Source organism: Pseudoalteromonas sp. T1lg75, assembly GCF_002964705.1.
In the GTDB taxonomy this organism is placed as follows: Bacteria; Pseudomonadota; Gammaproteobacteria; order Enterobacterales; family Alteromonadaceae; genus Pseudoalteromonas.
This window is the reverse complement of sequence record NZ_PQCD01000033.1, coordinates 452,731-472,047: the sequence shown is the minus strand read 5'-3', so window position 1 is coordinate 472,047 and position 19,317 is coordinate 452,731. Positions and strand designations below refer to the sequence as shown.

At 52.7% G+C, this 19,317-nt stretch carries 17 protein-coding genes and 1 pseudogene; 6 read left to right on the top strand and 12 right to left on the bottom strand.

The genetic code is table 11. From position 1 onward, the window contains the following. Nucleotides 1-4 precede the first annotated feature (4 nt). Nucleotides 5-331 (top strand): DUF1496 domain-containing protein, encoded by a 327-nt coding sequence (locus C2M36_RS08690; RefSeq protein ID WP_158678899.1) that lies wholly within the window; start codon nucleotides 5-7, stop codon nucleotides 329-331. 36 nt (nucleotides 332-367) lie between these two features. On the opposite strand, the gene C2M36_RS08685 is transcribed toward C2M36_RS08690, so the two are convergent. From C2M36_RS08685 to C2M36_RS08670, 4 genes are all read right to left on the bottom strand, one after another. Beyond that, nucleotides 368-1,990, bottom strand: coding sequence for a diacylglycerol kinase family protein (locus tag C2M36_RS08685; RefSeq protein WP_105254562.1), 1,623 nt, complete (start codon nucleotides 1,988-1,990; stop codon nucleotides 368-370). 144 nt (nucleotides 1,991-2,134) lie between these two features. After that, on the bottom strand, nucleotides 2,135-3,796 hold the full coding sequence (locus C2M36_RS08680) for a hypothetical protein (protein WP_105254561.1): 1,662 nt from the start codon (nucleotides 3,794-3,796) through the stop codon (nucleotides 2,135-2,137). Nucleotides 3,797-3,915: 119 nt separating this feature from the next. Continuing rightward, nucleotides 3,916-5,025 (bottom strand): arginase family protein, encoded by a 1,110-nt coding sequence (locus tag C2M36_RS08675; RefSeq protein ID WP_105254560.1) that lies wholly within the window; start codon nucleotides 5,023-5,025, stop codon nucleotides 3,916-3,918. 280 nt (nucleotides 5,026-5,305) lie between these two features. Next, nucleotides 5,306-6,085: a DUF2189 domain-containing protein gene (locus C2M36_RS08670; RefSeq protein WP_105254559.1), complete on the bottom strand. Its 780-nt coding sequence runs from the start codon at nucleotides 6,083-6,085 to the stop codon at nucleotides 5,306-5,308. 164 nt (nucleotides 6,086-6,249) lie between these two features. On the opposite strand from C2M36_RS08670, the gene udp reads away from it, so the two are divergent. Beyond that, entirely contained in the window at nucleotides 6,250-7,008 is a 759-nt protein-coding gene (gene udp / locus C2M36_RS08665; RefSeq protein WP_105254558.1) for a uridine phosphorylase, read from the top strand. Here the strand turns inward: udp and cdd are convergent. Beyond that, entirely contained in the window at nucleotides 6,969-7,844 is an 876-nt protein-coding gene (cdd, locus tag C2M36_RS08660) for a cytidine deaminase (RefSeq protein ID WP_158678898.1), read from the bottom strand. The two genes, udp and cdd, sit on opposite strands and share 40 nt — an antisense overlap. A 92-nt stretch (nucleotides 7,845-7,936) precedes the next feature. Next, nucleotides 7,937-10,561: a phosphoenolpyruvate carboxylase gene (ppc, locus tag C2M36_RS08655; RefSeq protein ID WP_105254556.1), complete on the bottom strand. Its 2,625-nt coding sequence runs from the start codon at nucleotides 10,559-10,561 to the stop codon at nucleotides 7,937-7,939. 226 nt (nucleotides 10,562-10,787) lie between these two features. Between ppc and C2M36_RS08650 the strand changes: the two genes are divergently transcribed. The 3 genes from C2M36_RS08650 to C2M36_RS08640 all read left to right on the top strand — a co-directional run bounded on the left by C2M36_RS08650 (nucleotide 10,788) and on the right by C2M36_RS08640 (nucleotide 13,258). Then, entirely contained in the window at nucleotides 10,788-11,513 is a 726-nt protein-coding gene (locus tag C2M36_RS08650; RefSeq protein WP_105254555.1) for a tetratricopeptide repeat protein, read from the top strand. A gap of 230 nt (nucleotides 11,514-11,743) precedes the next feature. After that, a complete protein-coding gene (locus tag C2M36_RS08645; RefSeq protein WP_105254554.1) occupies nucleotides 11,744-12,466 on the top strand; it encodes a PP2C family protein-serine/threonine phosphatase in 723 nt (240 codons plus the stop codon). A 171-nt stretch (nucleotides 12,467-12,637) separates the two neighbouring features. After that, on the top strand, nucleotides 12,638-13,258 hold the full coding sequence (locus tag C2M36_RS08640) for a hypothetical protein (RefSeq protein WP_158678897.1): 621 nt from the start codon (nucleotides 12,638-12,640) through the stop codon (nucleotides 13,256-13,258). 100 nt (nucleotides 13,259-13,358) lie between these two features. Here the strand turns inward: C2M36_RS08640 and C2M36_RS08635 are convergent. The 6 genes and pseudogenes from C2M36_RS08635 to C2M36_RS08610 form a co-directional block, all read right to left on the bottom strand. Beyond that, nucleotides 13,359-13,627 (bottom strand): annotated as a pseudogene (locus tag C2M36_RS08635) (CBU_0592 family membrane protein). Between the two features lie 92 nt (nucleotides 13,628-13,719). Further along, entirely contained in the window at nucleotides 13,720-13,971 is a 252-nt protein-coding gene (locus tag C2M36_RS08630) for a hypothetical protein (RefSeq protein ID WP_105254552.1), read from the bottom strand. A gap of 108 nt (nucleotides 13,972-14,079) precedes the next feature. After that, entirely contained in the window at nucleotides 14,080-15,132 is a 1,053-nt protein-coding gene (locus tag C2M36_RS08625) for a DUF2804 domain-containing protein (protein WP_105254551.1), read from the bottom strand. A 420-nt stretch (nucleotides 15,133-15,552) separates the two neighbouring features. Continuing rightward, nucleotides 15,553-15,957, bottom strand: a complete 405-nt coding sequence (locus tag C2M36_RS08620; RefSeq protein ID WP_105254721.1) for a DUF1761 domain-containing protein — start codon at nucleotides 15,955-15,957, stop codon at nucleotides 15,553-15,555. Nucleotides 15,958-16,195: 238 nt separating this feature from the next. After that, on the bottom strand, nucleotides 16,196-16,600 hold the full coding sequence (locus tag C2M36_RS08615) for a nuclear transport factor 2 family protein (RefSeq protein WP_105254550.1): 405 nt from the start codon (nucleotides 16,598-16,600) through the stop codon (nucleotides 16,196-16,198). Continuing rightward, nucleotides 16,587-17,906, bottom strand: a complete 1,320-nt coding sequence (locus tag C2M36_RS08610) for a metal-dependent hydrolase family protein (protein ID WP_105254549.1) — start codon at nucleotides 17,904-17,906, stop codon at nucleotides 16,587-16,589. Before C2M36_RS08610 ends, C2M36_RS08615 begins: the two co-directional genes overlap by 14 nt. A gap of 211 nt (nucleotides 17,907-18,117) precedes the next feature. On the opposite strand from C2M36_RS08610, the gene C2M36_RS08605 reads away from it, so the two are divergent. Beyond that, the gene (locus C2M36_RS08605; protein WP_105254548.1) at nucleotides 18,118-19,185 is read left to right on the top strand and encodes a ketoacyl-ACP synthase III; all 1,068 of its coding nucleotides are present in this window, start codon (nucleotides 18,118-18,120) and stop codon (nucleotides 19,183-19,185) included. Nucleotides 19,186-19,317 lie beyond the last annotated feature (132 nt).

The following is a 19,317-nucleotide window of genomic DNA, read 5'->3' as shown; positions in this document are numbered from 1 at the left end:
AAAAGTGATACTCACACTGTGCTTGTCCGCCTCGGCAAATGCCGTGGCAAATGCCGAGGCGAATGCCGGGGCGTGGCAGGCACAGGGCAATGAGGTGCATAACAAAGGTGGGACTCGCGCCCATGTTTTGGTCGATGCACCGACGGTGCCAGCATGTTGGTATCAGGGGCAGCGCTACAGCGAAGGAGCGCTGCTTATTATGGAAGAGGTGTTGAAGATCTGTGCCCGCAAACACCCTCAAGAAGAAAACGGATCACTCATGTGGCGAAGTGTCGATGCTAAGGGCGAGCCCATCTACCCGCGATTACAGAATAAAATCCGCGTTAACTAATAGCATCGGGCCCAAAAACTCACCCTTCATCTTTAACTAAGGCTTACTCGGCACCATCACCTTTAATGACGCCGGTTGTACCTTGATGTCCAAGGCATCTGCCTGACGCATTTCACCATCGATGACATAATCAATGCCCTCGGCACAACTGACCGTTACCCGTCTGGCATGGGTATGATGAGCGTGTTTATCCAGCTGGGTTTGAGTCACACTGTTAAATGCCAGCTCGGCGATGCTGAGCACATTCACATTGGAGTTTTTGGTTGGCTCCAGCCAATTTACATCCAGTAAACCATCGTCGTGCTCAGGTTGGCCTTGGCCCTGCGCCAGCAAGGTAAAGACCGGCGCTGCATTGGCAATGATCATGCTGTTAGTGTGGACATCCTGGGGCTCCATCTCGTCTAGCGTGAGGGTATAATCCTTGGCCTTATGCTCACTAAGCGCCTGCCAAAAGCCATGCAAATACGCAAACTGGCCACTGCTGTTTTTCGCCTCACGATCCGCCGACTCAATCATCTTGTGTTCAAACCCTATACCCACCAACAGCAGCACCAGCTCATCATTACAGGTCGCCGTGTCCATGGCCTTCACATCGCCACTGATCAGTACATCCAGCGCCTTTTGCACGCCAAAGGCCTTGCTTTCAATGCCCATTAGCACATGGGCTAGGGCATTGGCGGTGCCTAGAGGAATTACTCCTAGCGCCACATCGGTGTTGACCGTAACCGAAGCCACCTCGGCAACGGTGCCATCACCACCACAGGCGATGATCATATCCGGGTGCTCATCCATAGCCTCACGCGCCAGGTCCGTGCCATTTTGCGTTGGTGAGGTGGTTTTTATCGACATGTCAAAGTAGCTGTTGAGGCTGGTCATAATGTCATGCTTTTTATCGGCCCAGAGCTTGCGTCCGGATACCGGATTGGCAATAAGGCACACGCGGTTGCGCACCACCAGCTCGCCGCGCTTGTGCATTTTCTTCAACGCCTTACGCTGAAAGCGGTTTAAATTGGCTGTTTCACGGGTTTCCTGAATGCGCTCGAGCACCTCATCAACATCCGCATCCGGCTCCTTCGCCAGCAAATAGGCGGCCATCACCAACACGGAGCGACCGCGCCCCAGGGCACAATGCACCACCACATTACGTTTGCGCTTACGGTGATGGTGGATCCAGTTAATGGCCTGGCGCAACTGCGCCCTGTTAGGCGCCGCATGATCCAATACCGGAATATTTAAATAACTGATCTGCTCACCCATGACGGTCCAATCCAGGCCGTCAAACTCACAGGTGGCATCTAAAATAGCGGTGACGTTTTCGTGTTTTAGGGAATCGACATCGGGTGGGAAGAGTCGACAAGCGAGGAATAAGCCGGGCTCAACTTCTTGGATAGGCGGCACCTTATCATTGCGCCGCTGCCAGGCATTATAGAGTTGCGCTCCCAACAGAAAGGGAATAAACGCCCAGCGGATATACCAGGGAATGGTGCCGTTTTGTCGCTTGCGAAAAATTCGCCCGGCGTTGGCTATGTAGGCCAAGGACACCAAAAATAGGGATAACGCGCTCCAATAGAAGAAGACTGCGATATACGGAAGCTTTATCATCCAAGCCGTAACGCATAAGATCACGGCCAACACCAAGTATGCAATTGCGGCAAACATCAACCACTCCTGGTAAGTGTTTATATTGTAAAAGTATCACGCTACCAACTAGACGCAAGCCCGGTGTAGACAAATAGCGGATAAATCACCTAATTCCCTTATTCCGCCGCCCTTTATTGGTTGTTTATTAAACAAAACCTATGGCTAGTTACGCGGGGCAAATTCGATGATCAGGCCTTCAATGGCACAGGCCTTGTCACGAATCGCGGTGTTAAGCAAACGCGTGTGTTCATCACCACGCAGGCTAAAGTCCCAATAGTGTCCGCGGGTGTATTGCGTAGCCAAGGCCATATTGCTATTGGATAAGCACATGGCCTGAGCCAGGCTGCGCAACTTGCCATCATAGAGAATATCGCCAAAGCGCATCTGTGGCAGCGCTTGTGCACTGGGGCCCTTGACCTCGATGGCCTGAGTCTCAGCGGCTAATCGCCATTGCTGCTCATCCAAGGTCATGCGCACGCCGCTTGGATAATAGCTGTAGCGAAAGCTGTGTTTATCCATGGGCTGTATCTTAACGACCCCGGCCTCACCAAGCACGGTTGCCACACTGCCCTGCTCGGACTTGATCACCACCAGGGCGGTGTTTGCATCTATGCCATAGCCAACCTGCTGCCCCGTCGCATACAAAAGGCTATGCAGGCGTACGCTGCGGTTTTGCTCGCTAAATTGCGTATCCAGCACCCCATTATTAAAACTCCCAAGGCCGCCTTTGGGTTGGTAACTAATCGCCGCAAAGCCAGAGGGCAACGACCCTGCTTGTGTCCTAACCTCCACCTCTTCTGCAAGCCCAGCAAACGCATCGCCACCGGTGATCATCATCACCTGGCCTTTGCTATTGCGTCCACCACTTTGCAGCGCACTGCCGGCGCCACTGGCTAAGATTACCGGGCGACTACGTAATGCCTGGGTCCAGGGATAGGCTTCGCCCTGCTCATCAACTAGCACCGCTCTGGCAAGGGCCGTATCGCCGTCATTAAAATACACCGCACTTGCGGCCTCTATGTGTTTTATCAGAGCCTCGCTGCCTTGGGCACACATCGCCTGCTCCTGGGCTACACGCTCAGGATAAACCCGGGCCCTATCGAATGTCAGTGCTTGGCGGCGTAACTGGGTAAGCTTGTCGCACTGCCCCTGGCTAAGCGCCTTGGCCAGCGCTGGCGTGAGAGGTAGCCACTGGCTGTCGATGCCATCGCCAGCGAGTAACTGCTGATAATAATGGGCCGCCGCATAAGGGTCGCGACTGGCACTGGTCAGTATCAGCACCCGAGGTGGCTGCGCCTCTTGCCCCGCCGCAACCTCCATGGCACTTTTCATAAAGGCAAGCAGCTCGGATGTGGCTTCATCCTTATTCAGGTCGGTGTCGATATGGACTTTGAGCGAGGGCTCGGCCAACTCCAGGGTGTCGAGCACATAATAAGAGAGAGCGCTATCTAATAGCTGAGCTTGAGGGGCTTGCTCATACCACAGCGTCAGTAATTGCTCCTGAGTCAGTGCCTGGTCGCTCGCCATGGCCTTTAGCGCCTTCATCACGTTGTGCTTGTGCGCTTGATATTGCGATGGCCATTGCCTGTCCAAACGAGCCAAGGCGCTTGCGTCGACTCTGTACAGGGGATGAGCTTTACCCCCTTGTAAGGGCTGCTGACAATGTTCCGGCGCCATAGATGAGCACACCTTTTCGCCGCCACCGATAAAAACCTGGGTTTGCGCCCAAGCCTGGCCAGACATCAGGGGCATCAGCAAGGCACTGGCGCTCAGTAACAAGGCGTGGGGAGTCAGACTGCAAAAACGAAAGACGGAATAGCTCATAGAAACACTCGTAAAAATTGTGCTGCACTTGTTTATATTGGCCTATATTGCCACAAAGCGACCACAAAAAAGAGCGCTAATGCGCTCTTTTTAATGCTAATTTCTCAGGAAAATCAGACTTATTTATTCATTTGCTCAAGCAAGAAGGCGGAGATTTTCGCGCCTTCACGCAGCGTTGTTTCCGAGCTCGACTTACCCTCTAGCGAGCTGTCGGTGAAAGGAGCAATTTCCATCATATCGGCACCGGTAATGGGGAACTCGGCCGCAAGTGCAGCAAGTATATCCAGCGCCTGTTGCGGATTAAGGCCATCTTTTTCCGGTGTACCGGTAGCCGAAGCAAATTCGGAGTCCAGGGCATCGATATCAAAGCTTACATACAGTTCATCGACACCATCGGCACGTAACTGGGCCAGCACTTCGGCCACCACGGCATCGGTACCACGCTCATTGATTTCCTGCGCCCAATGCTGCTTAACCCCGAAGGTACCTTCCCAATGCGCCTTAGGTTTGCCGCTAGAGCGGATCCCGAATTGGATTAGATGAGATGGGCTTGGCAGATATTCAAGAATATGGGTACACCAAGAGCCAAAGCACAAATCGATACCCAGACGCTCCACCAGCAGGTCGGTATGCGCATCAAAGTGAATGATGGCGACCTTCTTACCCTGCTCGCGCTTGGCCTTTAGGTAAGCCTTGGTTAACGGGTAGCTGATCGAGTGGTCACCGCCAATTCCAAAAATGCCCTTTTCGGGGAAATTGGCGTAAAAGTCGGTGCACACGTCCTCGGTAATGGACAATGGGCTGACATGGTACTCACTTTCGGTATCGGCGTAGAGCGCCTTTTGACAGTTGCTAATGGTACCTTCGTTTAAATACTTATCATGCAACAGGTGCGGAATAACGCGCACGTCGCCTAAGTCAAAGGCTTGCGCTTGAGGCTGCTGCTCAATCAGGGTGTTACGTAAAAATAACGGGCCCCAGTTGGCGCCACGCAAAATGCCGCCACCACAGTCTGAGCTAATGCCCAGCATCACCGCCTTATGCTCGGTTGTTTGCAAACCATCGAGAGACGCTTGCCAAAGGGCTTCGACATTATCGGTTTGGCCGTAAAGCTTCTGTTGCAACGCCGCTTTTCTTTCCTGCGCCGTGTTTACCGTAAATACACCATTACCCGGTGGACACAAGCACTGTGCTACCTTAGTTCGAAAGTCTTGCCACTTAGCGGTCATGCTATCTCCTCAATATTTATGCAGTTTTTCGATTTATTGCCGGCGCTGATGAAAATGACTCCGGAGCACGCAAGGGAAATCCTCAAGTGCGCTTAGAAGAACAGGGTGAAATACTTAACCCTTTGATTTTCATTTGTTTTTAAAAGCAATCACGGTGATAAATCGGCACCAATACAGGATCAATATACAAGCAGAGCACAGAAGTCAAACCCGCCTACCCGGGGCCAACTGGGGAGAGTGACTGGCTATGCATAAATGCTGCATAAGCCAGCCGATGGGCCTATTCGTAGCGGCGCGGACGCTTGGTTTTAATGGTGGCAATATAGCCGTGCCAACTAGCATAACTGAGCAGCGGCATGATCACGATAAAGCCGGCGGCGCCGGTTAGAAAGCCAAGCAAGATTAAACACAGAATGCAGATACACCACACCACCATGGCGGCGATATTATTGCGTACCGCATGCATAGAGCTCACCACTGCGGTCATCAGATCCACCCTGCGCTCCATCATGATTTGCGGGGTAAAAGCGGAAATGGCGAACACGGTCACCAGCAAGACCCCGCCGATAATACTGCCCAGGGTTAAAAAGGCGCTCAGCTCCTCGAAGCTGGGGTTAACGGTATTGGGATACAGGGCATGAACCAAGGCTGCCAAGCGCATCCAGACAATCATGATTACCATGAGCAGCACCGCAAAGCCCCACTCCCCGGCGGGATTGCGGAACATGGACTTAAGGCTATGCAATAACGTGGGCGTGTGGCCTTTTTCCAATTCCCAGGCGACATCATATAGGCCGGCGGCAAAGGCCGGTCCCACCAGGGCAAAGGCCACCGTTGCCGGTAGGATAACCAAATGGGTTTGACTGGAATACACAAAGAATAAAATGGTGGCGGGGATAAGGGTGAACACCAAGCCATAGAGCAGGCTTAAAATCGGCGCTCGCGCCATGTCTTTAAAGGCCAAGGCTAGCCAATGCAGTGGCGCCAGGGCACTAATTCGATTACATTCAAAACAACGAGCAAACTCGCCATGATTGGTGACATTTGACGATACGGCCATACGCTAACTCCTCTGATGATACTATTTAACATCTAGTTGAGATTTAACGCACTGGCAAGCCAGGACGCGGCTAATTTAGGACATATGTCCTTATTAAAAACAGCCGAGCACGCCAGCATATGAGCACTTGCTCGCTTAACACGCATAGGGATCAGAGAGTTACTATGAAGACAATGTTTCACCTTGGCATTTCAAAGGCCCAATTAAACGGCGCCACCCTGGCGATTATACCCGGCGCCCCGGAGCGCGCGGCGGTGATCGCACAGCAGCTGGATAACCATCAATGTCTGGCGCAACACCGTGAGTTTCATGTCTATCTTGGCGAATTAAAGGGTCAAAGCGTGGTGGTGTGTTCCACCGGCATAGGAGGTCCTTCGACTTCCATCGCCGTCGAAGAGCTGGCGCAGCTGGGGGTCGACACCTTCTTACGCGTCGGCACCACAGGAGCCATTCAGCCCCATATAAAGGTGGGCGAGCTGCTTATTACCCATGCATCTGTACGCCTCGACGGCGCCTCGCATCATTTTGCTCCCGCCAGCTACCCGGCCGTGGCTGACTTTAAAGCCACTGCTGCGCTGGTCGCCGCCTGTGAGCAAAGCAATGAAGCACACCATATTGGCATTACCGCCTCCAGCGACACCTTCTATCCGGGTCAGGAGCGCTACGATACTCACAGCGGCTATGTGCCGAAGCATCTACAAGGCAGCATGGCTCAGTGGCAAGCGCTCAAGGTGATGAACTATGAAATGGAATCGGCCACCCTGTTGACCATGTGCAGCGCGTTAGGGTTACGCGCCGGATGCATCGCCGGGGTGCTGGTTAATCGTTGCGATCAGGAGATCCCAGCGGTGGATATCGCCACCATAGAACAACGCGCCATCACTCAGGTATTGGCTGCGGCCGCTTTATTGCTCACACAGTGATATTGGAATTTGGCCTGCGGCGCTAAGCGCCGCACCATGGCTTCTGTGCTGTCCCGGTGCGATTTGAGGCTTTCAACCTCACACAGGGTCACCGTATCAATCGCTTTAAAATCAATCCCCTGGTGCGCTAGAGCAACCTGACTTAGTGCCGCCAGCAAGGGATGAAAGCTGGGGTTAAAGGCCGCATTTTCAATATAACGACCATAAAAACGTTCTTCTCCCACACTCAGCATCAGCGCTGCTAAACCACCACTGTAAGGGGCATAGCTGTGCAGCAGATGCCGATGCAGTGGCTCGCCGGCACCATAGGAACCCTTGCTTAGTTGGCAGGACTCTTCGACATCCAAAATACGCTCACTCACGGCCAAATCACTGGGGCCAAATGCCAAGGGCAATAACTCGCCCAGCGTCGAGTCGACCTCACCTATGCTAATTTCCACCCCGGTGTCGGCACAAAACTCATTTATAAACTGACGACAATAACCGCAGGGCGTCGCGCTGACATACAGGTGCCGTATCTCGGTGGCGCCATGGAGCCAGGCATTGTGCAGCGCGGTTTGCTCCGCATGCACGGCGCTCTCGAGTCCGCAATGAGGCAGCTCCACATTCACCCCGGCGGTATAGAAATCTTCACCCTGGTGGTTACGAGCATGCACCAAAGCCGCCACCTGAAACTGGGAAATCGGTGCAACCGCCCAAGACTGAATGTGCGCCAGCAACCATTGTGCGGTGTCTTTAGGGTTCTTGCCCAGTAACTGGGCGAGATTTTGAAATTGCTGCACACTGATAATGCCGCGTTGCTGCTTGATACTTTCAAGCATGAGGGTTGGACACACAGGCTGTCCTTTCGTTTAGGAGTTTATGCCGATAGTAACCTAGCGGCGCTAACGCGGCAACCTGGCCCGCATTAGCGCTACTTTACACCAACTTAGCCGGTATTACGCATGCCTGCGGCGATGCCGGCCATGGTGATCATCAGGGCATTGTCCAAGGCCACCGAGCCACCGCCTCGCACCCGTTTTAGCAACTCCACTTGAAGCACATTTAAGGGGTCGGTATAGGGGTTGCGCAGGGCAATGGACTCGCGGATCCAGGGCTGATGGCCGAGCAAGGTGTGCTCGGGGCTCAATTCCTTGATAAGTGCCGTGGCCTTGGCCAGCTCACCGCGCAGTTTCTCACCTAAGGGCTGCAGTTCGGGCGCGACCAGCCGCTGATCATAGTAAGCACTGAGCCAGCTGTCGGCCTTACAAAAGACCATTTCCAGCATTTCTAAGCGGGTGCGAAAGAAAGGCCATTGCTGACTCATATGCGCCAGATGCTGCTCTCCAAACTGCTCTATGGCCGCCGCCAGCCCCTGATACGCTCCCAACCAGGCGGGCAGCATCAAACGGTTTTGTGACCAGGCGAATATCCAGGGAATGGCCCTTAAGCTTTCCACGCCGCCGTCTGGATTACGTTTCGAAGGGCGTGAACCCAAGGGCAGTTTACCCAACTCCTGCTCCGGCGTCGCACTTCTAAAATAAGGCACAAAATCTTTATTGCCGCGCACTATGTCGCGGTAATGCTCACAGGAAACATCACTGATCACCGCCATGGCCTCGCGCCACTGCGGCTCGGGTTGCGGCGGTGGCATCAGGTTCCCTTCGAGCACGGCGCCCACATACAGGTGCAGGCTTTGTTTGGCGACACTGGCCAGGCCATATTTAAAGCGGATCATCTCCCCCTGCTCGGTCACTCGCAGGCCGTTTTTCAAGCTGCCCGGCGGCTGCGAGCGCAATGCCTGAGCCGCAGGAGCGCCACCGCGGCCCACGGTGCCGCCACGACCATGGAAGAGCACCAGCTCAAGGCCGTAGTCATCACTTAGGGTTACCAGCGACTCCATGGCGCTGTACTGCGCCCACCCTGCGGCCATCATACCCGCGTCTTTAGCCGAGTCGGAGTAACCTATCATCACGTATTGCTGCTCCCCCATCACGGCGCGATAGACCTCATTGTCATAAAGGGTCCGCATCACCTCGGGGGCGCGATTCAGATCATCCAGGGTTTCAAACAAGGGCGCCACCGGCATATTAAATGCGCACCCGGCTTCTTTTAACAGCAACTTCACCGCCAGTACATCTGAGGCCTGGCGAGCCATGGAAATAATATAGATGCCAAAATTATCGGCGTGATTGTCCGCTATCACCCTAAAGGTATCGAGCACCTCTTGAGTTTGCTCCGATGGCTGCCAGTGTCTAGGCAGCAAAGGACGAGGATTAGCCAGCTCCTTGGCTAAAAAGGCGAGCTTGGTTTGTTCATCCCAGGCGCAGTAATCCCCCAGCTCCAGGTATTGGCTGATCTCACCCAGCACCTGGGCATGCTTGTCGCTGTCTTGGCGAATATCAAGCTGGCTTAGCTGCAAGCCGAAGCAGCGGCAACGTACCAGGGTGTCTTGCAACAGGCCATCGGCGATGACCGCCATGTTATTCGCGCTCAACGAGCGGTGACACAGCTGCAGCACATTGCTGATTTGCTTTATATCGGTAATACGGTTTTCACCCCGGGATGGCTGGCCGGTGATTTTTGCTTCCAGGTATTTATGGGTCAATTGCAAGTCGTTGCGCAGGGTTTTGAGAACCTGGCGATAGGGTTCGTGGGTTTGGCCACTGAGTGCCAGCAGCTCTTCACTGGCCTGATGCATGGAAAGCTCACTGATCAGCTGGTTGATATCGCGAATATACAAGTCCAGCGCCATCCAGCGGCCATGCTCGAGCACGCTTTGGGTCACTTCTGCGGTAACATAAGGATTACCGTCTCTGTCGCCTCCCATCCAGGAGGTAAAGCGCACCGGGCGTGCGCTTGACGCCAGCCCCATGGTTAACTCCTGTTGCAGCAGGGTATCAAGCTCGCGCACATACTCGGGCACCGCCTGCCACAGGCTGTTTTCTATCACCGCAAAGCCCCATTTGGCTTCGTCCAGCGGCGTTGGACGACTGTGTCGAATTTCATCCGTATGCCAAGCCTGGGCAATGAGTTGGCGCATCCGGGCCAATAACTGGGTGCGCTCCGTCGGCAGGAGGTTGTCGAGTTCAAGTCGGTCGAGGCAATCACTCAATTGCACATGCTTGTTGATTAATGTGCGTCGCGTCACCTCGGTCGGATGCGCGGTCAATACCAGGTTAATATCGAGTTTGGCCAAGGTTTGCGCGATTTGCTCGCTGCTGATATTGCTCTGTTTAAGGCGTTTGAGCGTTTGCTTTAAGGGATCGAGCTGACAAAAGCCGGTATCGGCATGACGTGAAACCGTATGGTATTGCTCGGCCACGTTGGCCAGGTTTAAAAACTGATTAAATGCACGGACAACCAGCAAGAGTTCATCGTCACTGAGGCGGTGCAGCTCGTCAAGCAGCTGCCCCCGGGCTTGCTCATCACCGGAGCGAGAGCTTTTAGCCAGTTGACGAATAGCCTCGACCTTCTCCAGGGCCGGTGCACCCAAGGCCTGCTCTATGGTCTGCCCCAATATTTGTCCTAATAAACTGACATTGCTACGCAGTGCACTGTATTGGTCGCTCATTCCTCTCTCCTGTGTGCAGAATTTAGACTGTTGTAGCATGGAATTGGGTCAGAATTAAAGACTTGCGTCTTGAGCCTGTTTTTGCTTTTGTCCTAATGAGCAGCCTAGGTATTAGATATAACTAAAAAACTTCAGAATCGGAGTGTTTATTTCTCGATAGACTTTGGATAATAATCAATAAACAAGCTAGAATCAGATAGATAGCAGCCATCCCCGGAGACACACTATGTTGCGATATACCCTATACACTGTCAGTCTGTGCACCGCACTCGTGCTCACCCCTCCTGCCCAAGCTGGTTTAGAAGAAGGAATTGCTGCCGCCAATGTAGGTGACTTTGAAACCGCCATCAGCGAATTTCAATACCTTGCCGACAAAGGTTTTGCGCCAGGGATTTATGAGCTAGCTCAGCTCTATGAAAATGGCCATGGCGTCGCCAAGAATCAACACAAAGCAGCGCAACTGTATCAACAAGCCGTTGATAAAGACTTCGCCGACGCGATGTTTTCCTTAGCCGTTATGTATCAGGAAGGTCGAGGCGTCAAAGTGGACCTGCTACGAGCGGTCGAGCTGTTCACCGGTGCCGCCAATAAGGGCGTGGCCGCCGCTCAATATAACCTGGGGGTGATGTACACCAATGGCGAAGGCGTGTTGAAGGATTACCCTACCGCGGTTGATTGGTATCAAAAAGCCGCAGCTCAGAATTACACCCTGGCCCAATTTAACCTGGCGTTAATGTATTACGAAGGCCTGGGAGTTCCTAAAAATATCGAAAAGTCATATATCTGGAACACCATCGCTGAATACAACGGCAACCTGGATGCCAGCACCAGCCGCAAGCTCGATGAACGTAAATTACAACCGGATGCCATCGAGCGGGCGAAAAAGATAGCCGATGAGATGTATGAAAAAATTCTTGCCGGACGCTACGCCGGTGAAGGCCGACGCCTTTAGGTTCGCTCTGGGTTTGGTTGTTGCTGCAACCAAGCCCAACAACAGCGGCGGCTCACTGCTGTAGACCATTCATCTGCGGTTGAACCCAAAAGGATTAATGTAAAGGGCAAGGTTTGAACTACTACCGTCTAAAGATGTGCGAAAGCTAAGGGATTAGACAAGATTTATGGTCACCATGGTTAACTTATTTTCGGGCCTGTCCGGTAACAGCCACAACCAAGCAAAGCAGTATGGACAAAGGCATGGGCTTAACTAGCTTCGCCCAGAGCCATTGCGGCGTTATTCGCAGCAAAAATGAAGACGCCTTCTTGGCACTCCCCGAGCAACGGGTCTGGGTTGTTGCCGATGGCATGGGGGCGCACAGCAAAGGGGATTATGCCAGTTCGCAGGTAATCGAAATCGTTAGGCAGCATTTACATAACAAGGCTCAAAGCACGCCCCTCCACCGCACCCTAATAAACGCCTTTGAAGACGCCAATAAACAACTCTTTCACCACTCACAACAGCTTATGCAGGGAAAAACCATGGGTTCTACGGCGGTTGCCCTGGTGCTGGACGGTACTGATTTTTATTTTATCTGGGTTGGCGATAGTCGCGGCTACCTATTTAGAAACAACCGATTAGAACAGCAAACTCGGGACCATAGCCGGGTTAATGTGTTGCTCGATAGCGGCGTCATCACCTCGGCGCAAGCGGCCAGCCACCCATTACAACACGAGGTAGCACGGGCCATTGGGGTCAAGCACGACGTGCAGGTCGAGGTGGTACATGGTACCTGGCAGACCGATGACATCTTTTTATTGTGTAGCGACGGCTTAACCCAAAAATTATCTGACTTTGAAATAGAAGTGTCACTTGCAACCGCTAATCTACAGGCTGCCGGTCAGGCCTTGATGCACTCGGCACTGACCCGCGGTGCCGGCGACAATGTCACCTGCATCTTGGTTAAATAAAATGGTCCGCCTCACGCGGTCGATTTTTTAGCGCAGCCCTTGCGCTAGATCAAAGTTCATCGCGACTGGGGTGCCAATAGCCCCACCAAGCTGATTTAGATCAATAAGTTGCGCTCAATATCCTTGTTAAAATTTAACCAGTTCAAATTCTAACGTAAACAAGGATAGATCATGGCGCACTCTGACTTACATCCTCCTATGGAAGCGGCTATGCAGCCCAACGTCACCCATATTAACAAATCATCCGGTGAACCTTCGATTCACGAACAGTTGCACCTGTATAAGCAATTACTGCAAGAAAAAGAGCGCCAGATAAAGCACTTGCATGAAGCGCAAGCGCCGCTATTGGCACAGATCAATCAGGCGGATGAGCTGAATAAAAAAGCCTTGGCGCACATGGACAAAATGGCCGAGCAAATGCAACAGGTGCAGGTTCAAGCCAAACGAGACGTCCAGGTGGAGTTAGCTGAGCTGGAGCAGCAGTTAGAAGAAGCCAATACCAGTAAGCATGTAATGAAGCATCATTGTCGCGATCTTCAGGACCGCAACAAGGAGCTGCATGAGTTGCTTAAATCATCAACACAACAAGTGGAAGAGCTACAGCGACGTCTGCAAGGCCAAGCGCAAGACATCAACAGCATGCGCGAAGAAAAGGTTAAACTCAGCATGCAGGTGATCACCCAGGGCGAGCAATTGAAACGCTGCGAAAAACAGCTCAACGATGCGCTGCACGGTTATTACAGCGGTGTTATGAATAAAAACAAAAAAGTGAGCAAAAATCTCCCTCGCTAATTTTCACTCTTATGCGCCAAACTCAGCGGGCTAATTAGCCCGCTTTTTTGTGCTGATAGCCGTGCCGAGATGCATACACAGGCGACCTCAGCTCAAACCATTAAGAAGCAGGGACGGACTTCAGCTCACGACGGGCCATCACGTGCTTATAAATACCGATAAGGAGGCTGCTATCCAAAATATTTCGATAACGAAACTGGCAAGGTTAAAGTTATAACACAGGCTTACCAACAGTAAGATGGCACCGGTTAAGTTCATCAGGTTATACCCCAGGCCTGAGGCTGGTAACTTCTCGAGCTGCAGTAAGAAAAAAGCGCCCACCACCAAAAAAGTGCCGCTCATGCCAATAACATCAAATAATAGGTCCATTGCCTAGCTCCACAAAACAAACGGGGTCAGCCTATCAAGCAAGACTTCGCTACCTAAGGACAAATGCCCGCCCGCCAGGCACAATTTAGCGCTTATTTCATATACACCTTTTGACCGATCATTTTTAGCGCCGGCGTGCCCCGGATCAGGGTTTCCCTGGCAAACACCTGCTCACAGTTAGGGCAGGTCGCCACTTGGTCCGTGTAATCCTCGCTGATGCGTTCGATAAAACATTTCACCAGCGCGCCCTTACCACCCTTGCGGTATTTATAAAGTTGCGTACGGCATTTACTGCAAAAAATATCCACGGTACGAACCGGCCCTTTTTTATTTGGTTTGGCCATACTTCCCCCACTGTTAGCGAGGCGCTACTGTAACATTTTAAGCACGGGGTAGGCCAATGAGGCGCCCTATCCAGCGGGCTTTAACGGCTTTGCAACGCGTTTGCATCACTACCACAGGGCAAAGTGGTCTTCCGTTAAACCTAGAACCTTTTCGAGGCGATGCACCCGCCCCGAGGCATCTTCAATCGCGCCATCGAAATAGCCGATATACTGGCGAAAGTTGCTTTTTAATAACCACAGGTTCAAGCGCTCCTGGCGCTTATTCAGGGGGTGAAACGTTAAATCGACCTTGCCATCCAGGGAGCTTATTCGCCATTCTCGGCTCTTGTGCCCTGACCTTTCCCGGGTAAAATCAAACTGTACCGGGCCAAGTAAGTGCCGCTGTCCATTAATCCAGAACACATTCTCATTGCAACCGGTTTCATTGACCCCGGCGGCCAGGTTTAGGCCAAATAAGGCTCCTTGGATACGGCCGTTGATGCTGGCCCAGCGCCAGCTGGTTTCCCGGCGCATAAAACCGGCAGAAAAATCATAGCCTGCCAGCGCCTCATCCAGAGCTAGGGGTTCTTGGTTGATAATTAGTGAACCCTCGACTCCCAAGGCATTGTGTTTCTGAGTATAGGTCCAGCCGCTGTAACCTGTGGGGTTACACATGGCCATGGGCAGGCTATTTAATGGCGGTACCAGGGTTAGAGCGGCGTCGATCTGCTCGGTGGCTATACGCAATTGCCAGACCCCGGCCTTAATTTCCATGCTGATCTGCCCCTTTTTGCCGCCCAACCGGGAGTATCCATCCCACGGAGAAGGCGCCATGATGCAGCCCAACGCCAGGGGCTTAAGCCAGCTGGTTTCCACCAGCTTATTAGCTTCAATATCATAGAGATAGCAAAAGCCAGAGGCGGCATAGCGAATATCGGCAAGGGCCACGCCAAGAAGGAACCTGGGAGTGCACACAGAAACAAACTGGAATTGCTTAAAATGAAAGCGCCGCGCCAGCGAACCATGGGGTTTGTCCATCGCATTGATGTAGCGAAAGTGCTCAACCCCCAAGGATTGAACCGGGCCATCGAAGTGACCAAAAAGCACCCTGCCCGACTCGCAAATCAGGCTTTTTGGGCCTGCCTGAGGTAATTGGGACTCGCGGTGAATATCCATGTCCATCCTTGTTATTCTTTTAAGCTGTGACTAGGGTCTGTTTATCTTTGCGGTTTACTTTATGTTCAATCTAAACGCATTCTGATCACGACGCTCGTTATGATGCATAGTCATTCTATGTTCATAGCGAGTAACACAGAGCAGGATGCGTTGAGATGAACCCGTAGGGCAGCGCTTGTAGCGCATTTCTACTGTGTTGTTACATGTTTATGTAGAATAACTACACCACACATGTGCCGCCTTGTATAAATACACTACAAACTGCTGCAGAAACAAACAACAAAGGTCAACAGACCCTAATTTGCCGGCCAGTTGCCAAGGTGACAAGCGTAACAGTTCAGTGGAATTGTTGAGTATAAACTCTAACCCGTTACAGCCTCAGAGAAAACCCTTAATAAACTCGGGGTTATGGGGCAAAGTAACGCACTAATGCCATAAGCCTAAGATCAAACCAATCAGGGTAAATTGCAAGGTATGATAGCCGCCGTTAACCAAAAATAACTTTAACGGTCTTTGTTCGAAGAGATAGCTGATACCAAAAGAGGTCGCCACCCAACACAAGCCAGCAGCAAATCCGGCACCAACGGCAAAGCCTAGCTCGGGCTTGGGTCCTAAGAACAAGGCAAACACAAAGGCCGCTACCAAGGAAAGGAGAAAGGCCAAGGTAAAGACCTTACCCATGGAAGCCTGTGCCAAGTCCACGTCGGTTAAGCCACAGCCATCGAGCCAGGCGGTTTTAAACATCAAGGGCGAATACCATAAACCGCCCAGAAAAAATGTTGCGACGGCGGACAAGAGCACCGCGTAAAAGTTAAACTCTGCAAAATTCATAATTAAGCCCACCGGCCACTGTTTGCTTAAGCGTAGCCTGCGATCCGCTTAGCGGCAAAATTGTGGCTCAGAGCAAGGGGGCGACAAAGTGTCAAAGCAACGCTCTTAATCAAGATTTAGCGAGTCAACTCTCTGATATAAAATGAGTATTTTAATAAGAGCTACTAACCAAGAGCGCGAATCCCCTCGGGCGAACTGAAATGTATAGGTGAACCTAACATTTTGAAAAATGGAGCAATTATTCCAGGGGAAATGATTCGCACGGCGTGCTTTGGTGATACACCACCCGCCATTGTTGTTCGCCATCCAAACGCCACAAAGACATACGCGAGGAAAAATGCCACTGCCCGCCCCGAATGCGCCGCAGGGCGCTGCGATAATAGAGCTGCACCACGGTGTCACTGAGCATACGGCCAACAAAATCCTGATTATGAAAAAGTGGCTTGCGACTTTTCGACTGCTCCTTGGGCAGGCGCTCAAGCACATTCGCCTTGTTGAAACGCTTCCCATCCGAGGACACCTCAATAAAATCATCGTCAATTAAGGCGTTCAGGCGCGCCGCATCGGCACGCACATCTTCACGCATCAAGGAGCGTTCAAGCTCGATCAGGTGCTCAAATAACTGCGCTTTAATCTTGTTCATGGTGGCGAATGACTTTTCCTTGCTGCATAACGAAACGAACCGCCGTCAACTGGTCGATATCGTTCAGCGGCGATTTATCTAAGGCAATAACATCAGCGTAGTAGCCGGGCGCCAATTTGCCAACTTCATGCTCCATATTCAACACCTTAGGCGCATGGGTCAGGCTGGTTGCCAGGGCCTGGCGAGGGCTCATTCCATAATCGACCAAGAGCGCAAATTCCTTGGCATTATCGCCATGACGCGACACCCCTGAGTCGGTGCCAAAGGCAATATTCACCTTTTTCGCCAGGGCCTGTTGAAACGAGTCTTTAACCACGGGCCCCACGGTTTTCACCTTTTCGACAATGGCTGCGGGCAGCGCCGGGTTATTGTTAACCTCCTCGGTCACCGTCACCCCGGCCAACAAGGTCGGTACCAGATAGGCGCCGGTACGTTTAAATAAGCCGATGGTTTCCTCATTGAGGTAGGAGCCGTGCTCAACTGAGTCCACCCCGGCTCGCAAGGCCGCGGCGATGCCACCGGCGCCATGAGCGTGGGCGGTCACCGGACGGCCGAGATTGTGGGCGGTTTTCACTATGGCCGCGAGCTCAGCATCGGTTAGTTGCTGATTCAGCCCCGCCTTGGTATTGCTGAGCACCCCGCCGGTGGCGGTGATTTTGATCACCTCGGCGCCCCCTTTGACCAACTCACGTACGGCCCGGGTACAGTCATCGGCACCATCACAGACGCCCATACGTGGGGCAAAGGCATCGAGAATTTCCTGGCGGTAGCCATGCATGTCGCCATGCCCGCCGGTTGGGGTAACCGCTTCACCGGCGGCAATGATACGCGGCCCCACCAAGGTGCCCTGCTTAACCGCACGCTGGAGTGGGAAAATCACCTTATTGTTACCGCCCAAATCCCGTACCGTGGTAAATCCGGCTTCGACGGTCTTGCGTAAATAGGCCACGGCCCGCAGTGCCTGATCCGCCTCTACTTCATTAAGCATACGATGGGGGTTGGCCTTGGGGTCACGCTCGAAGGTCAGGTGAACATGCAAGTCCACCATCCCTGGCAACACAAATTTATCTTTTAAATCAACAACCTTGGCATTCTTTAGACCAAGTTCGGCGGCATCGACATAACCCTGATGCAGCCCTTGCACCCGACCCTCCTTAATTTCTATGGTTTGGGCCTTTAATACCTTGGCATCTGCGGACTTGAGCAACTCGCCGGCATGGATAAGCGTCGTTTGTGCCGCTGCGGGGGCAGCGGCTAGGGTGCCCGCTACCAGCGTTATCAGGGATGCTATCAGGGTCTGTTTCATCGTTTACCTAGGCTCCGTTATTTTTATTTTGTGTTTAGCAAGCCACAGTGGCTAAGCATGATATACATAACATTAACAGAACATACTTTCGCCCCAGGTGCTAGTAGAACTCGACCAAACTGGTTCAGTTTGATATAAAGCAGCTACATAGCAAAGACATCGGGCCAGCTGAGAAAAGCTGTCGCCAATGCAGCAACTACTAGGATTTTATATGCATTATGCAGAGATCACCGGTTGGGGAAAGTGTGTCCCACCGGCTCGAATTAGCAATCAGGACATTGCCACCGTCGTCGACACCTCCGATGAATGGATCAGCTCACGCACGGGTATTAAAGCACGCCATGTCAGCCACGTAAGCACCGCCGAAATGGCCACAGTTGCGGCGCAACGGGCCCTTGACTGCGCTGGTCTGGATGCCACAGAGCTGGACCTAGTTTTAGTCGCCACCTGTACCCCAAGTACGGTTGTGGCCAACACCGCCTCCGAGGTTCAGCAACGCCTGGGCGCCACCGGAGCCGCGGCCTGCGACAGTAACGCCGCGTGTTCGGGCTTTTTGTATGCCCTGCAAATGGCCACAGCACAAATTCAGGCCGGGATGATCAAACGCGCCGTGGTTGTCGCCGCCGAGCGTATGAGCTGGTATATCAACTGGGCCCGCCGCGATAGCGCCGTGCTCTTTGGTGATGGTGCCGGTGCAGTGGTGCTTGAAGCAAGCGAGCAAGCGCTTGGTTTATTAGCCAGTAAATCCGGCTGTGACAGCTCGGATCGCAGCATTCTGCACATCGAAAACTTTGGCTCGAACATCAATAAGTACGAGGCCATTGGCGGTTCGGAACTGCATTTTGTCGGCCCGGAAATTTTCAAACGCGCGGTTAAAGGCATGAGTGGCGCCTGCGATGACGTGCTGAATCAGGCGCAGCTGAGCCTGGATGACATAGATGTATTGGTGCCGCATCAGGCTAACCTGCGCATTATCCAGGCCATTCAGCAGCGCCTTAAGGTCGAAGACGACAAGGTGATGGTCAATATCGATGAATATGGCAACACCTCGGCGGCGACCATTGCCATCGCCTTGTGTGAAGCGGTAGAGCGCGGCATGATCAAGCCCGGAGCCAACATTATGTCGGCGGCCTTTGGCGCCGGTCTAACCTGGGCGGCCAGTTACATTAAATGGGGTCAAAGGGTCGCGCCCGTGCGCGAAAGTAACGCCGAGTTACCTCCTTGCCCACAAACAGGCCTCGAGCTTATCGCCGACGCTGTTGCCGCCTGCCAGCAATAAGGGCACTTGCTGCCAAACATTTCAAGGCCGCCCTCGCGGCCTCATTTCTTTTTGCTGTTTTATTGCGCTACATCATCGGCGTTCTCACCACCCTTTGCTATGTTAAATAAACACCTCAACACGCAATAAGGG

Bases quoted from the DNA above. Each gene is read 5' to 3' on its own strand.
- C2M36_RS08685 (WP_105254562.1), bottom strand. From the start codon at position 1,990: ATGTTTGCCGCAATTGCATACTTGGTGTTGGCCGTGATCTTATGCGTT.
- C2M36_RS08680 (WP_105254561.1), bottom strand. From the start codon at position 3,796: ATGAGCTATTCCGTCTTTCGTTTTTGCAGTCTGACTCCCCACGCCTTG.
- C2M36_RS08675 (WP_105254560.1), bottom strand. From the start codon at position 5,025: ATGACCGCTAAGTGGCAAGACTTTCGAACTAAGGTAGCACAGTGCTTG.
- C2M36_RS08670 (WP_105254559.1), bottom strand. From the start codon at position 6,085: ATGGCCGTATCGTCAAATGTCACCAATCATGGCGAGTTTGCTCGTTGT.
- udp (WP_105254558.1), top strand. From the start codon at position 6,250: ATGAAGACAATGTTTCACCTTGGCATTTCAAAGGCCCAATTAAACGGC.
- ppc (WP_105254556.1), bottom strand. From the start codon at position 10,561: ATGAGCGACCAATACAGTGCACTGCGTAGCAATGTCAGTTTATTAGGA.
- C2M36_RS08650 (WP_105254555.1), top strand. From the start codon at position 10,788: ATGTTGCGATATACCCTATACACTGTCAGTCTGTGCACCGCACTCGTG.
- C2M36_RS08645 (WP_105254554.1), top strand. From the start codon at position 11,744: ATGGACAAAGGCATGGGCTTAACTAGCTTCGCCCAGAGCCATTGCGGC.
- C2M36_RS08640 (WP_158678897.1), top strand. From the start codon at position 12,638: ATGGCGCACTCTGACTTACATCCTCCTATGGAAGCGGCTATGCAGCCC.
- C2M36_RS08630 (WP_105254552.1), bottom strand. From the start codon at position 13,971: ATGGCCAAACCAAATAAAAAAGGGCCGGTTCGTACCGTGGATATTTTT.
- C2M36_RS08625 (WP_105254551.1), bottom strand. From the start codon at position 15,132: ATGGACATGGATATTCACCGCGAGTCCCAATTACCTCAGGCAGGCCCA.
- C2M36_RS08620 (WP_105254721.1), bottom strand. From the start codon at position 15,957: ATGAATTTTGCAGAGTTTAACTTTTACGCGGTGCTCTTGTCCGCCGTC.
- C2M36_RS08615 (WP_105254550.1), bottom strand. From the start codon at position 16,600: ATGAACAAGATTAAAGCGCAGTTATTTGAGCACCTGATCGAGCTTGAA.
- C2M36_RS08610 (WP_105254549.1), bottom strand. From the start codon at position 17,906: ATGAAACAGACCCTGATAGCATCCCTGATAACGCTGGTAGCGGGCACC.
- C2M36_RS08605 (WP_105254548.1), top strand. From the start codon at position 18,118: ATGCATTATGCAGAGATCACCGGTTGGGGAAAGTGTGTCCCACCGGCT.